The 14,499-nt window shown below is 62.3% G+C and carries 13 protein-coding genes; 8 read left to right on the top strand and 5 right to left on the bottom strand.

What is annotated here, in order from left to right; translation table 11 throughout:
- Nucleotides 1–20: 20 nt before the first annotated feature.
- A complete protein-coding gene (locus AC0L14_RS13825) occupies nt 21–617 on the top strand; it encodes a TetR/AcrR family transcriptional regulator (RefSeq protein WP_123150163.1) in 597 nt (198 codons plus the stop codon).
- 14 nt (nt 618–631) lie between these two features.
- Here AC0L14_RS13825 and AC0L14_RS13830 read toward each other — a convergent pair whose 3' ends face one another.
- The 3 genes from AC0L14_RS13830 to AC0L14_RS13840 all read right to left on the bottom strand — a co-directional run bounded on the left by AC0L14_RS13830 (nt 632) and on the right by AC0L14_RS13840 (nt 3,448).
- Complete coding sequence (locus AC0L14_RS13830; RefSeq protein ID WP_473486374.1) at nt 632–1,762, bottom strand: patatin-like phospholipase family protein; 1,131 nt, start codon at nt 1,760–1,762, stop codon at nt 632–634.
- A gap of 46 nt (nt 1,763–1,808) precedes the next feature.
- A complete protein-coding gene (locus AC0L14_RS13835) occupies nt 1,809–2,591 on the bottom strand; it encodes a 3-hydroxybutyrate dehydrogenase (protein ID WP_473749854.1) in 783 nt (260 codons plus the stop codon).
- Between the two features lie 170 nt (nt 2,592–2,761).
- Nucleotides 2,762–3,448: a TetR/AcrR family transcriptional regulator gene (locus AC0L14_RS13840; protein ID WP_473525651.1), complete on the bottom strand. Its 687-nt coding sequence runs from the start codon at nt 3,446–3,448 to the stop codon at nt 2,762–2,764.
- A gap of 101 nt (nt 3,449–3,549) precedes the next feature.
- On the opposite strand from AC0L14_RS13840, the gene AC0L14_RS13845 reads away from it, so the two are divergent.
- Entirely contained in the window at nt 3,550–3,996 is a 447-nt protein-coding gene (locus tag AC0L14_RS13845; RefSeq protein ID WP_473749855.1) for a hypothetical protein, read from the top strand.
- 196 nt (nt 3,997–4,192) lie between these two features.
- On the opposite strand, the gene phaR is transcribed toward AC0L14_RS13845, so the two are convergent.
- Nucleotides 4,193–4,804 carry a polyhydroxyalkanoate synthesis repressor PhaR gene (gene phaR / locus AC0L14_RS13850; protein ID WP_473486371.1) on the bottom strand — a complete coding sequence of 204 codons (612 nt, stop codon included), beginning with the start codon at nt 4,802–4,804 and terminating at the stop codon, nt 4,193–4,195.
- Between the two features lie 299 nt (nt 4,805–5,103).
- Between phaR and AC0L14_RS13855 the strand changes: the two genes are divergently transcribed.
- Nucleotides 5,104–6,282 (top strand): acetyl-CoA C-acetyltransferase, encoded by a 1,179-nt coding sequence (locus tag AC0L14_RS13855; protein WP_473486370.1) that lies wholly within the window; start codon nt 5,104–5,106, stop codon nt 6,280–6,282.
- 205 nt (nt 6,283–6,487) lie between these two features.
- Nucleotides 6,488–7,213, top strand: a complete 726-nt coding sequence (gene phbB, locus AC0L14_RS13860; RefSeq protein ID WP_065011280.1) for an acetoacetyl-CoA reductase — start codon at nt 6,488–6,490, stop codon at nt 7,211–7,213.
- 87 nt (nt 7,214–7,300) lie between these two features.
- On the opposite strand, the gene AC0L14_RS13865 is transcribed toward phbB, so the two are convergent.
- Nucleotides 7,301–8,545: an FAD-dependent monooxygenase gene (locus AC0L14_RS13865; protein ID WP_473749856.1), complete on the bottom strand. Its 1,245-nt coding sequence runs from the start codon at nt 8,543–8,545 to the stop codon at nt 7,301–7,303.
- Between the two features lie 83 nt (nt 8,546–8,628).
- Between AC0L14_RS13865 and AC0L14_RS13870 the strand changes: the two genes are divergently transcribed.
- The 4 genes from AC0L14_RS13870 to fdxA all read left to right on the top strand — a co-directional run bounded on the left by AC0L14_RS13870 (nt 8,629) and on the right by fdxA (nt 14,171).
- On the top strand, nt 8,629–9,213 hold the full coding sequence (locus AC0L14_RS13870; RefSeq protein ID WP_473486368.1) for a TetR/AcrR family transcriptional regulator: 585 nt from the start codon (nt 8,629–8,631) through the stop codon (nt 9,211–9,213).
- Nucleotides 9,214–9,883: 670 nt separating this feature from the next.
- Nucleotides 9,884–13,282, top strand: a complete 3,399-nt coding sequence (locus tag AC0L14_RS13875) for a helicase-related protein (protein WP_473486367.1) — start codon at nt 9,884–9,886, stop codon at nt 13,280–13,282.
- Nucleotides 13,283–13,296: 14 nt separating this feature from the next.
- Nucleotides 13,297–13,683 carry an RNA-binding S4 domain-containing protein gene (locus tag AC0L14_RS13880; protein WP_473486366.1) on the top strand — a complete coding sequence of 129 codons (387 nt, stop codon included), beginning with the start codon at nt 13,297–13,299 and terminating at the stop codon, nt 13,681–13,683.
- A 149-nt stretch (nt 13,684–13,832) separates the two neighbouring features.
- Nucleotides 13,833–14,171, top strand: coding sequence for a ferredoxin FdxA (gene fdxA / locus AC0L14_RS13885; RefSeq protein WP_023762879.1), 339 nt, complete (start codon nt 13,833–13,835; stop codon nt 14,169–14,171).
- The last annotated feature ends 328 nt before the right edge of the window (nt 14,172–14,499 follow it).

Below are 14,499 nucleotides of genomic sequence, written 5' to 3' on the forward strand. Positions count from 1 at the left end.
TTGCAGGATAAAGTCGCGCCATGATCGAGATCGAGGACATCGCCACCGACCCCAAGCGCGTCCGCATTCTGGACAGCGCGATGAAGGTGTTTCTGGCCTATGGTTTCGCCCGCACCACCATGGACGACATTGCGCGTGCCGCCGACATGTCGCGGCCGGCGCTTTATCTCCAGTTCAAGAACAAGACCGATATTTATCGCGCCATCGCGTTGATGCTGCTCTCCCGCTCGCTCGAGCAGGCGAAAACGGCACTCGCCGGCGAAGAACCATTTGCCGAGCGCACGATGCGGGCCATCGACGAAGCGCTGATCTCGATGACGCGCACCGTCCACGCCTCGCCGCATGGCGCCGAACTCCTCGACATGAAGTCGAGTCTCGCCGACTTGATCGGCTGCTGGCGCAGCCGGTTTGCCGAGCATATCGCCGCAGCGATCCAGAGCGAGGCCGGACGCAATGGCGTCGATCTCACCGCCAAGGGCTTGTCGGCAAAATTGCTGGCCGACATGCTGCTCGACGGGCTGGAAGGCATGAAGATGCGCATCAGCGATCCGGACGAGCAGCGGCGGGCCGCGGCCGCGCTGATCAAGGTGATCGATCTAGCCTTGCAAAAAAGCTGACAATTCAAAACGCCTCAGGCTCGGCGACGCGCTGCTTCGGGCTTCTTGCGTGCCGCGAGGAACTCCTTGACCCGCCGCCCTGGTGCCGGACCACGCACCGGCTTGAAGCCGTCATCGAGTTCGCCTGAGAGATCAAGCGTCGGCCGCTTGCCGACGGCGTCGTAATTCTCCTCCAGCCAGTCGCTGGCGGCGGTGCGGCCAAGGTCGCGCAGATAGGTCAGGAACGCCCATTCGGCATTGACCTTGGACGATGCCGACAGGTCCTTGAACGCCTCGTCGGCATCGATGCGGTGCATGCGGATGTCGCGGTATTCGCCATGCGGCAGCCGGCCGGCTGCAATCAGCTCCTTGATGAAGGCGATCGAGCGGAATTCGCGCAAGAGTCCGGCGTTGAAGGTGATCTCGTCGATGCGATTCTGGATTTCGTTGGCGCTCTTCGGCGTCCCCTCGCGGACCACCGGATTGATCTGCACCAAAAGCACGTCCTCGGTGGCAGTCGTCTTGAAGAACGGGAACAGCGCCGGATTGCCGCCATAGCCGCCATCCCAGTAGGGCACCCCCTTGATCTCGACGGCGCGGAACAGCTGCGGCAGGCAAGCCGACGCCATCACCGTGTCGAGGTCGATCTCGCCATCGGAAAAGACGCGTAACTGCCCGGTCTCGACATTGGTCGCGGAGATGAACAGTTCCATCGACTTGCAGGCGCGCACATTGCCGAAATCGATCTCCTTTTCAATCACGTCGCGCAGCGGATTGAGGCCGAGCGGGTTGGCGACATAGGGCGAAAACACCCGCGACATGGTGTCGAAAAAGAGATAGCCCGGCGTGTTCTCGATCGACCAATTGCCCCAGGCCACGTCCCACGGCATGCGCTGCACCGGGCTGAACCGGCCCTTCCGCGCCACCGCGCGCCAGAAATCGTCGAGCTTCTGCCGCGCGCCCTCGACGCCGCCGCGGACGAACCCGTCGGCCAGCGCCACCGCGTTCATGGCGCCGGCGCTGGTGCCCGAAACCGCCGCGATGTCGAGCCGCCCGTCCTCCAGCAACTGGTCGAGCACCCCCCAGGAGAAGGCGCCGTGCGAGCCGCCACCCTGCAGCGCGACGTTGATCTTCTTGGGCTCCTCCACCTTGCCGTTCGTCGTCATGGCGTTGCCCTTGATTTGTCGGCCAGATTTGTTCGCACGCTCAAATTCACTGGGCGGTCCAGCCGCCGTCGACCGAAACATGCGTGCCGTTGATCTGCGCTGCCGCATCCGAACACAGGAACACCGCGGCAGCCGCAACCTGCTCGACCGTGACGAATTCCTTGGTCGGCTGCTTTTCGAGCATGACCTCGCGGACCACAGTGTCGCGGTCCATCTTGTTCGCCTTCATCTGGTCGGGGATCTGCGCCTCGACCAGCGGCGTCAGCACATAGCCGGGGCAGATGGCGTTGCAGGTGATCTTGTCGCGCGCCAGTTCCAAAGCGACCGTCTTGGTCAGCCCCATGATGCCGTGCTTGGCCGAGACATAAGCCGATTTGAACGGCGAGGCGACCAGCCCGTGGGCCGAGGCGATGTTGACGATCCTGCCGCCGCCGGCTTGTTTCATCAGCGGGATCGCGGCAGCGATGGTGTGGAAGGCCGACGACAAATTGATGGCAATGATCGCGTCCCATTTCTCGATGGGAAATTCTTCCACCGGCGCGACATGCTGGATGCCGGCATTGTTGACCAGGATGTCGACCGAGCCGAACGTCTCGGCTGCTTTCTCGATCAAAGCCCGGCATTCGGCCGGCTTCGACATGTCTGCCTTGATATAGACGGTCTTCACGCCGTGATGTTTGGCGATCGCATCGGTGATGGCCTGGTCGTCGGCAGTGTCGGAAAAGGAATTGACGACGACGTTGCAGCCGTCGGCCGCAAGCGCATGGGCGATGGCCAGGCCGATGCCCGAGGTGGAACCGGTGACGATGGCGGTTTTTCTGCTGGGCAAGGCGAAATCCTTCAGTAAGGTGCTAACGGAAGCATATTGCAGTGCAGCATATATGTCTCGTGCGGCGCAAGAACAGCGGCGCGGATTGGCGATGACATGAAATTTTTGTCATGAATGAGGACACCCTCACTCGAAGTTGTGCGCCTGACAGACCGTGTGAAAACAGTTTGTCAGCGATCCCGGGTAGCCACTTCGGGGTGCTCCTGAGATTGCGTTTTGGATGAAATCCGGCTCATGAAAAGATGGAGAGCTCTGCGCGCGGCGAGCGATGGCGGCTCGGACGGATGCCACTCCGGAAAATGACCATCGATCGCCATGCGCGCCAACCCGTAGACAAATGCGCGCGCGGCAAGCACCAGATGGTCGAAGTCGGTGTCCGGAGCAAGCCGACCTTCTTGTAGCGCTTGGGTCAGCAGGTCGATCATCTTTCGGCGAACGGCTTCATTCTGATCACGAAGACTATCCGACGCGTCGAAATCAATCAGCGTTCGAGAACTTATGATCTGGAAATGCGTCGGATTGCTGATCGCCCATTCCAGATAGCCTTGTCCGATCGCTTCGAAGGCCACGATGGGATCTGCGCTGTCGACTTTGGACTGTGCATCGGCAACGGCTTCGGTCAGCCGGTTCATGGCCTGTTCGGCGACAGCGGTCAGCAGTGCTGTTTTCGACCGAAAATGCCGGAATGGCGCGCCGGGCGAGACGCCGGCACGTTTTGCGGCCTCACGCACGGAGACATGCTCTGCTCCGCGCTCTTCGATGATCTCCACGGTAGCAGCGATCAAGGCCTCAACCAGATTGCCGTGATGATAGCGCTTGGGGTTGGCGGCTTCGCCGGAATCCGTTGGGTTGGTCATGCCTGCCCAATAGCACGAGGCCGAAATGTAATCACCGATTATTTTCTTGCGCCCGAGCGATTCCTATGTAATCAGTGATTACAACGTCAACGGAGGTTACCATGCTTCGCATCATCGCAACGACTGTCCTCGCTTTCTCTTTATTGTCGCTCGGGTCTGCCCAGGCCGAAGATCGGCCAACCCTGGAAATCGTCTGGCCGGTGGCCGGTTCGGTCATCGAACTCGGCAACGATCCCGAGAAGGCGATAGGCGTCATCGTCAGGAGCAACTTCACGCTGCTGCCAGCGGGTGAATGCGACGGCGTCGGCCAATGCGGCCACGTGCATATGAAGGTCGATCCCACCGGAGATACCTGCAACATCCCCGGCAAGCCGTACAACAGCATGAACAGCGACTTTGGCGGCGATCTTATCAAGGCTCGTTTCGGTCATTGTCCGGATGCCGCCGGCAAGCACGTGATCGGCGTGCTACTTGCCGATGATCATCACAAGCCCATTCTTGTGGACGGCAAACCCGTTACCGCTCTGGTGACGGTGATAACGAAATAATGCATGTCGCGCAAAAGTGTGCAGCGGTTTTGCGATAACGACATGCATAAAACAACAACCTAAAGCGCGTCGCATGAGGCCGATCAAACGCGACGCGCTTTAGCGTGGCCGGAGTCCCTCAGCCTCATTCGAGGCGGAGATTTTCTGACACGGTCTACTGATGAGAGATTTCGGCCGGGTTCGGTCCGGCCGGCGATCACGACATGGTGTCGAGCTTGCGCTGCATGGCGGCGATCTGTTCCTTCAACTCCTGAAGGTCGTCAGGTTTTTCCGACGTTTCTTTCCTGGGCGGCTCCGCCGGCGCTGCGGAAGAGCCATTCAAGCCTGCGGGTGGGAAGGGCGTGAACAGGCGCATGGCGTTCTGGAACATCTCCATATTGCGGCGCGTCTGCTCTTCCAGCGCTTTGATCGGCGTGGCGATCTTCATCATGTCCAGCGGCGACTTGCCCAACGCACCCTTCATCTGCTCGCGGAAGCGTTCCTGTTCCTTTGAGAAGGCGATCATCGATTGTTCGAGGAAGCTCGGCACGATCATCTGCATCTGGTCGCCGTAGAAGGCGATCAACTGGCGCAGGAATGGAATTGGCAGCATGTTCTGCCCTTCCTTGTTCTCCAGTTCGAAGATGATCTGGGTCAGCACCGGATGGGTGATGTCGTCGCCGGTCTTGGCGTCCTGGACGGTGAACTCCTCGCCCTTCTTGACCATTTCGGCAAGGTCCTCGAGCGTCACATAAGTGCTGGTGCCGGTGTTGTAGAGGCGGCGATTGGCATATTTCTTGATGATAATCGGTTCGTCTTTCGCGGCCATCAGCATCCTCCCAGGACACCGGCGCATTTGAGTAAGCTGCCGGTAACGATTGCGCCTTTTCAAGGATATGCGCAAAAGCGTCACAATTCCAAGCGGTTTGTGCAGTGCGGGATAAATTAATGCTGCATGGCGGCCCAAATATGCTGCGCAGCAATGCGCCAGACTGTTTCCACGATCGCGAGCGACCTGCTTGCGACGCATGGCCGTCATGCTCATTTCAGGTTTGACTTGGATCATTGAAAGGGCAAGAAAAGCCCTGACGATACCAAAACTCGATACCTCGAAGTCTGGAGAAGAACATGTCCGCTGCTATCGTTGTCGCCAGTGCGGCGCGCACGCCCGTCGGGTCCTTCAACGGCGCCTTTGCCGCCACCCCGGCGCATGAGCTTGGTGCCGTGGTCATCAAGGAACTGCTGTCCCGTGCCGGTGTCGAGCCGGCGGAGGTCGACGAGGTCATCCTCGGCCAGGTGCTGACCGCGGCTCAGGGCCAGAACCCCGCCCGCCAGGCATCTATCAATGCCGGCCTGCCAAAGGAAACCACGGCCTGGGGCCTCAATCAGGTTTGCGGCTCAGGTCTGCGCGCTATTGCTCTCGGCATGCAGCAGATCGCCGCCGGCGACGCCAAGGTGATCGTCGCCGGCGGGCAGGAATCGATGTCGCTGGCCCCGCACGCTCAACACCTGCGTGCCGGCGTCAAGATGGGCGACTACAAGATGATCGACACCATGATCAAGGACGGGCTTTGGGATGCCTTCAATGGCTATCACATGGGCAACACCGCCGAAAACGTCGCTCGCCAGTTCCAGATTACCCGCGAGGACCAGGACGGGCTCGCATTGGCCTCCCAGAACAAGGCAGAGGCCGCACAGAAGGCCGGCAAATTCAAAGACGAGATCGTGGCTTTCATCGTCAAGGGCAAGAAAGGCGACACGACAGTCGACCAGGACGAATATATCCGCCACGGCGCGACGATCGACGCCATGACCAAGCTAAGACCGGCCTTCGACAAGGACGGCACGGTGACCGCCGCCAATGCCTCCGGCATCAATGACGGCGCCGCCGCTGTGCTGCTGATGACCGAGGCGGAAGCCGCAAAGCGCGGCATCACGCCGCTGGCGCGCATCGTGTCCTGGGCGACGGCGGGTGTCGATCCGCAGATCATGGGCACCGGGCCTATTCCCGCCTCGCGCAAGGCGCTGGCCAAGGCCGGCTGGTCGGTCGGCGATCTCGACCTGGTCGAGGCCAACGAGGCCTTCGCCGCGCAGGCCTGCGCCGTCAACAAGGACATGGGCTGGGATCCGTCCATCGTCAATGTCAATGGCGGCGCCATCGCCATCGGCCATCCGATCGGCGCCTCAGGTGCCCGCATCTTCAACACGCTGGTTTACGAGATGCGCCGCCGCGGCGCCAAGAAGGGCCTCGCCACGCTGTGCATCGGCGGCGGCATGGGTGTCGCCATGTGCGTGGAAGCGCTATGAAGACAGACTACAGCGCCGGGCGTCCCTTGGGGCGCGCAAAGGACGCTGTAGCATTTGACCTTGCGCATGATCCTTTTCGAAAATCGATTTCGATTTTCGGGGTTCATGCGCCAGCCAAGCCATGAAATAGTCAGTGGCGAACGGGGCTCAATCGCCGTTAGAGCGTTCAGCGCCCGCCACTCACGAATTAAAAAGGGAGGACACCATGACAAAAGTAGCACTCGTCACCGGCGGGTCGCGCGGTATTGGCGCCGCGATTTCGATCGGCCTGAAAACCGCCGGCTACAAGGTTGCCGCGAACTACGCCGGCAATGACGAAGCGGCGCAGAAATTCAAGGCAGAGACCGGCATTCCGGTCTACAAATGGTCGGTGGCCGACTACGATGCCTGCGCCGCTGGCATCAAGCAGATCGAGGCCGATCTCGGCCCGGTTTCCGTTCTGGTCAACAATGCCGGCATCACCCGCGACGCCATGTTCCACAAGATGACGCGCGAGCAATGGAAAGAGGTCGTCGACACCAATCTTTCCGGCGTCTTCAACATGACGCACCCGCTGTGGGGCGGCATGCGCGACCGCAAGTTCGGCCGCGTCATCACCATCTCCTCCATCAATGGCCAGAAGGGCCAGACCGGCCAGGTCAATTATTCGGCGTCGAAGGCCGGCGACATCGGCTTCACCAAGGCGCTCGCTCAGGAAGGAGCGCGGGCCGGCATCACCGTCAATGTCATCTGCCCCGGCTATATCGCTACCGAGATGGTCAGGGCGATGGACGAGAAGGTGCTCAACGAGCGCGTCATCCCGCAGATCCCGGTCGGCCGCCTCGGCGAGCCGGAAGAGATCGCACGCTGCGTCGTCTTCCTCGCTTCCGACGATGCCGGTTTCATCACTGGCTCGACCATCTCCGCCAATGGCGGCCAGTACATCACCTGAGGCGTCGGCTCTCGCCGGTAACTGATGTACCGGGCCCAACGCCCACCCGGCCAAGACCGAGGGCTGGGATCCGCACAATCGCGGCTGTCAGGCAACAAGCTTCAGCCCTGGTTCGGCTGCAGGCTTGGCCCGGGCGATCGGCTCGCGCGAAGGTGCCGGCAGGCGGGCAAGCGGCGCCCGGCTGAGGCCTGACAGTTTCAATGCGATACGAAGCTTCAGGAATGGATTGAGATTCAGCACCGAAAGCACGAGATTGCGGACGAACCGCTTCACCGAACTGCGGGTAAGCGCCATGTCGGTCATCGTGCCCGCCAGTTCAAGCACCTCTTGGGCCGCCGGGCGGCGCAGCGTTTCGTAGAGGTCGAGCTCGGCTTCCGGGCGCACGCCGTTCATCACGTCGCCAAGCAACTGGCCAAGCACGACCGCGTCGATGATGCCGGTGTTCATGCCTTGCCCTCCCGCCGGGCTGTGCACGTGCGCGGCATCACCCATGAGGAACAATCGGTCCTTGCGGTACGAGCGGACCAGGCGGTGATGCACACGAAAACGCGAGCTCCACGACAGGTCGAGCACCCGGGTTCTTTTCTTGGTCGGTCCGCGGCTGTCGAGCAGCGCCTGGATGTCGGCGATCTCGGGCTTTTCCGGTGCGTCCTCCATTGTCGCGACGACCCGGTACGATCCGTCCGGAAGCGGCGCCACCACCACCAGCCCGGCCGGTGCAAAGAACAGCGACACTTCTGTCGGCCCAACCGGCCAGTCGAGACGAACATCGGCGAGTACGAACGAAGCGTCATAGGCCGCGCCGTCGAACTCGATGCCGGTCGACCTGCGCACCAGGCTTTGCATGCCGTCGGCACCAACGACATAGCGTGCCGATATCAGTTTCTCGCGGCCGTTCTCGACCACCGTCACGCGCGCGCCGTCAGCATCCTGAACGACCGCCTTGGCCTCGACCATGCGGTGAATCACACCGCCCAGGGCTGCGATCCGTTCGGCGAACACCTGCTCGGTCAGGTTCTGAGGCAGCATCATCAAATAGGGATGCCTTGACGGAAGCTTGCCGAAATCAAGCGTGAGCAGCGCCCGATTGCGGTCGCGGATGGCGAAATTCTGCAGCTTCAGGGCAAGTTCGCTCAGCCGCTGCGTGACGCCGAGAGGCTCCAGCGTTTCCAGCGTCTGCGAGTGGATGACGCCAGCCCGCGAGGTCTGAAGGCCCTGCGCCAGCCTGTCGATCAGAACATGATCGACACCGGCCTGGTGCAGCACGATGGACAGCGCCATGCCGGTCGGGCCGGCGCCAATGATCAGGACTTCCGTTGTATCGGGCAACATTTTTTCTCTCCATTTGTCAACGATCGTTGACTTTCTAGTCGAAGCTATTGCATTTGTCAACGGCCGTTGGCATATGAATTTTCATGACCGAGAACCAGCCGAAGAAACCCAGCAAGTCGGACCGCACGCGCGCCCAAATCCTCGAGGCCGCGAGGCTCCTGTTCGCCGAGCGCGGCTATGACGGCGCCTCCATCCGCGACGTCGCGGCGCATGCCTCGATCGATCCGGCCATGGTGATCCGCTATTTCCGCAGCAAGGACGAGCTGTTCGCCAGGGCGGCGGTCGTCGACCTGCAATTGCCGGCACTTCGGGTGATCGACCGAAACACCATCGGTGAAACGCTGATCAGGCGTTTTCTCGAAATCTGGGAGGGCGCGGCCAGCGGTCCTGGCATGGCAATTCTGCTGCGTTCGGCGACGTCGAACGAATTCGCCGCCGAAAAGCTGCGTGACGTATTTGGCAACCAGGTCAGGCCGGTGGTTGCGGCGGTCGCTGATCCCGCCGACGCGGGTCGACGTGCCGGGCTCGTTTCGAGCCAGTTGCTGGGTTTGGCGATGTGCCGATACCTGCTGCGGCTTCCGCCCGTCGTCGCCCTGTCCCACGATGAAATCATTCAGAACGTCGGCCCTACTTTGCAGCGCTATGCCGTGGGAGAGGACATTTCTTGAACCCGGAGTCTGGTCCTCGTGCGCGACTGCGCCGACCGACGGACGTGACACCGATTTGTGCCGAAGCGGCACGCAAAAGTTAACGGCGGCCGCACAGCCTGTGCAAAACCCTGTTCCTCGCCTGTTGATAACAGGTGGAAAACCTGTTCACGACACAACATATTGGGGTGAACAAACCGGGAAACACCCGCCAGCGCTGATTCGTCGCCGTTTCGTTCCGGCTTTGACCGGAAGGTTAACGACAAAGGCTGAAAACATCCCTCAAACCGTAAAGGCGCGTTAGGAAAGATCAATAATTTCATAATGTTGGGTGATGCCCGCCGGCCTGCGCCGATCGTTTACCGGCAACTGTTAAGGAGGACGTCCGCCCTGCATGAATCGGGCCAGTTCGGCGATTCAGCATGTGGTGAGACTCGTCGGCAAAAAGTCCAGATGTAGCCGTGAACAAAACCTGAATCAGCAAGAGTCAGCGATTCGTAGCTGATTCGTTCCAGACTCGTTCCAACTGTTAATCAGGACCGGTTGACAACACCAGACGAGAGCCTTCGAGCTGCCGTCGGAACATTCCGCTTTCGCTTCGCACTCGAAATCCCTATGTGTCGGCTGTCACACGCGCCGCCACGGGGCGCGCTCCCGACAACGCGAAGAAGAGAGCCTGATTTCCAGGTCGATGAACATCCCGCCGAAACATATTGAGCCGCTGATCCTCTCGGGCCGCGACGTGACTGCCGTGCTCGGGCCGACCAACACCGGTAAGACCCATCTCGCCATCGAGCGCATGGTGGCGCATGAAAGCGGCATCATCGGCCTGCCGCTCAGGTTGCTCGCCCGCGAGGTTTATTCACGCGTCTGCGAGAAGGTCGGCGCTCACAAGGTGGCGCTCATCACCGGCGAGGAGAAGATCCAGCCCGACGGTGCCAGATATTCGGTCTGTACCGTCGAAGCCATGCCGCGCGAGACCAACGCCGCCTTCGTCGCCATCGACGAGGTGCAGCTGGCTGGCGATCTCGAGCGCGGCCACATCTTCACCGACCGTATCCTGCATCTGCGCGGCCGCCAGGAGACATTGCTGCTCGGCGCAGCCACCATGCACGGCATCCTCCAGCGTCTGCTGAAGGGCGTGTCGGTGGTGACCCGGCCACGGCTGTCGCATCTCGCCTATGCCGGCTCGAAGAAGCTGACCCGCCTGCCGCGACGCACGGCGATCGTCGCCTTTTCCGCCGACGAGGTCTATGCGATTGCCGAACTGATCCGCCGCCAGCAAGGGGGTGCGGCCGTCGTGCTCGGCGCGCTATCACCCCGCACTCGCAACGCGCAGGTGGAGCTGTTCCAATCGGGTGATGTCGATTACCTGGTCGCCACCGATGCGATCGGCATGGGCCTGAACCTCGATCTCGATCATGTCGCCTTCGCTCAAAACCGTAAATTCGATGGCTACCAGTATCGCAACCTGACGGCGGCCGAACTCGGCCAGATCGCCGGCCGCGCCGGCCGGCACTTGCGCGACGGCACTTTCGGCGTCACCGGCCAGGTCGATCCGCTCGACGAAGATCTGGTCAAGAAGATCGAAGGGCATGAGTTCGACCCGGTGAAAGTGCTGCAATGGCGCACCGCGCATTTCGATTTCGCCAGCCTCGATGCGCTGAAGCGCTCCACCGAGACCAACGCGCCGGTCGAAGGCCTGACGCGTGCGCTACCGGCTGTGGATGCGCAGGCGCTCGAGCATTTGTCCCGCGACGAGGATATCCGGGCCTTGGCCACCAACGCCAAGCGCGTGGCGCTGTTGTGGGAGGCCTGCGCCCTTCCCGACTACAGGAAGATCGCGCCTGCCCAGCATGCCGACCTGATCGCCTCGATCTACATGGACCTTGCCAGGCATGGCCATGTCGACGAGAATTACATGGCCGAGCAGGTGCGCCGTGCCGACACCACCGAGGGCGACATCGACACGCTGTCGCACCGGATCGCCCAGATCCGCACCTGGACATTCGTCTCCAACCGGCCCGGCTGGCTGGCCGATCAGGCACACTGGCAGGAAAAGACGCGCGAAATCGAAGACAGATTGTCGGATGCGCTGCATGAGCGGTTGACGAAACGCTTCGTAGACCGCAGGACTTCCGTCCTCATGCGGCGCCTTAGAGAAAATACCATGCCTGAAGCCGAAATTAGCCCAACCGGAACTGTCCTCGTCGAAGGCCATCATGTCGGCGAGTTGCAAGGGTTCCGCTTCACCGCCGACCAGAGCGCCGGCGGCGAGGACGCCAAGGCAGTGCGCACAGCAGCCCAGAAGGCGCTTGCAGCCGAATTCGAGGCGCGGGCCGAACGCTTCGGCGCCTCGGCCAATGGCGACATCGCGCTCGGCTCCGACGGCACGCTGCGCTGGATCGGCGCGCCGATCGGCACGCTGGTCGCAGGCGACGAGCCGTTGAAGCCGCGCCTTGTGCTGCTGGCCGACGAGCAGCTCACCGGACCAGCCCGCGACAAGGTCGCGGCGCGCGCCGAGCGCTTCGTCAATTTCCAGATCGAGTCCTTGCTGAAGCCGCTGGTCGACCTCAAGAACGCCGAGCAGATCACCGGCATCGGCCGCGGCATTGCCTTCCAGCTCGTCGAGCATTTCGGCCTCATCAACCGCCGCGACATCGCCCAGGAGATGAAGTCGCTCGACCAGGAAGGCCGCGCCGCCCTTCGCCGGCTCGGCGTGCGCTTCGGCGCCTACCACGTCTTCGCGCCCGCGCTGATCAAGCCGGCCCCGGCCGGACTGGTGACGCTGTTGTGGGCGCTGCAGAACGACGGCAAGGACAAGCCCGGCTTTGGCGATGTGGTCCACGCGCTGGCCTCCGGCCGCACCTCGGTGGTCATCGATCCCACGTTCGACAAGGCCTTCTACAAACTGGCCGGCTACCGCAATCTCGGCCGTCGCGCGGTGCGCGTCGACATCCTTGAACGGTTGGCCGACCTGATCCGGCCCGCAACCAACTGGAAGCCGGGCCTCGGTCAGCGGCCCGACGGCGCCTATGACGGTCAGTCTTTCATGGTGACGCCGCCGATGATGTCGATCCTCGGCGCTACGGCCGACGACATGGAAGAGATTTTGAAAGGCCTCGGCTACCGAGCGGAGCCGAAGCCGGCAGTCGAGGTGAGGGCGCGGCTCGAGGCACAGGACAATGCCGCGCGTGAAGCCGCCGCGGCCAAGCAGGAGGCGGAAGAAGCTGCGCGAGCCGAGCAGGCCAAGGCAGCGGACGCCGCGGTTGCGGACGCAGCCGCCGAGGCGCCGGCCGAGAGTTCGGAGCCGGATGCAGTGGCAGAGGCCACAGCCGAAGCGCCCGCGGAAACCACCACCGAAGCGGAACCTGTCGCAGAAGCTCAGGTGGAAACTCCGGCTGAGCTCACGGTAGAGGGGCTGCCTGCAGCCGAAGCCGCAGCTCCAGAGGCAGCACCCGAAACCGCCGAGATTGCGGTCGCACCGGCGGAGCCGGCTTTCGAAGCCTCGCCCGCAACGGAAGCCGTGTCGGCCGAACCTGCCGCGGCGGCGGCAGCCGCCACCGGCGAGGCTGCTCCAGAGGCCGAGAAAGAGGCCGAAGAACCAAAACCCATCCTGTTGTGGCGGCAGGGCCGCTTCGACCAGCGTCCGCGCCACCGCCACCACGACAGCCGGCCCCGTGACAGGGACAATCGCCCGCGCAACGGGCAAGCCGCCCGCGATGGCCGTGGCGACGCACCGGCAGATGCCACCGGCGGACAACCGGCCGGCGCTCCAGGCAGCCGGCCCCCCCATCAAGGACGCCGCGACGGCGACGGCGCCGGCAAGCCGCGCTTCGACCGCAGCAAGTTCAAGCCCAAGCCTCAGGGTGAGGCAGGGGAACGGCGCGACGGCAAGCCGCAGGGCGAGCGTCCCGATCGTCGCGAAAGCCGGCCGGACTGGAAGGGCGGCAGGCAGGACGGCAAGGGTGGCGCACCAGGTGGAAAGCCCGCGTTCCAGCCTAAGCCTCGCGAGGAGCGTCCCGTGCGCTTCGACCCGGATTCTCCATTCGCCAAGCTCGCCGCGTTGCGCGACCAGCTGAAGAAGTAAGTTCGCTCGCTCCGATGGTCGCCGAAGGCCGCCAGCGCATCGATAAATGGCTGTTCTTTTCGCGTGCGGTGAAATCGCGCTCGCTGGCAGCGAAGCTGGTGGTGGCCGGACGCGTCCGCATCAATCGCGACAAAGCAGCGCAGGCCTCCGATCTGGTCCGGGCCGGCGACGTCCTGACCATCACTCTCGAGCGGCGCATCTTCGTCTGGAAGGTGCTCCGCACGGGAAGCCGGCGCGGCCCTGCCGAAGAAGCGCGCATGCTCTACGAGGATATGTCGCCGCCGCCCGCGCCGAAGGGCGAGGCCGTTGCCGATGCGATTCCCGCGCTGCGCGATGCCGGCAGCGGCCGCCCGACCAAGAAGGAACGCCGGGAGACCGACCGGTTGTTAGGCGACGACTGACGCATAACCGGGCTTCGCCGCATCGCCCCTCTGGAATTCCATTCCGGAAACACCGGTATCGCGCGCAATGGCTGCCCTTGCAAGCGGCGGGTAAAGACGTTACCTCACCAAAAAAGCCTAACAAAAACGGGACGTCCGGGAGCCGACCGATGACCTATGTCGTGACCGACAATTGCATAAAATGCAAATACATGGACTGCATCGAGGTCTGCCCGGTCGACTGCTTCTACGAAGGCGAGAACATGCTCGTCATCCATCCCGACGAATGCATCGACTGCGGCGTCTGCGAACCGGAATGCCCGGCAGACGCGATCAAGCCCGACACCGAGCCGGGTCTCGACAAATGGCTGCAGATCAACACCGAATACGCTGATAAATGGCCCAACATCACCGCCAAGAAGGAGCCTCCGGCCGACGCCAAATCCTTCGATGGCGAGGCCGGCAAGTTTGAGAAATATTTCTCCCCCGAGCCCGGCGAGGGCGACTGACAAGACCGCTGTTTCAGCCAGCATAACGCCGCCTAAAAGGCATGGTACATTAACTGCCTTGGCAGGCGGCGATGGCGCATGGCCTTCGCGCGTGCAGCAAAACCTTGATTCTTCCGACTTTTTGTGCTACATCAACTAAACATGCCGGTGACACAACGTCGATTTATGGCGCAAACGCCCCAAATCACTGAAAGGTGAATTTCTCAATCCGGACCAGAGTGATCTGGGGCAGGCGGTCGCAATTATGCGGTTTGCCGGCCTCGGCTTTTCCGGTGGGTTCGTAGTTGTGCGGCTAACGATCGGTTATCCGATCGCGCGAGTTCGGCCG

It is taken from the genome of Mesorhizobium sp. WSM4841 (assembly GCF_055811515.1).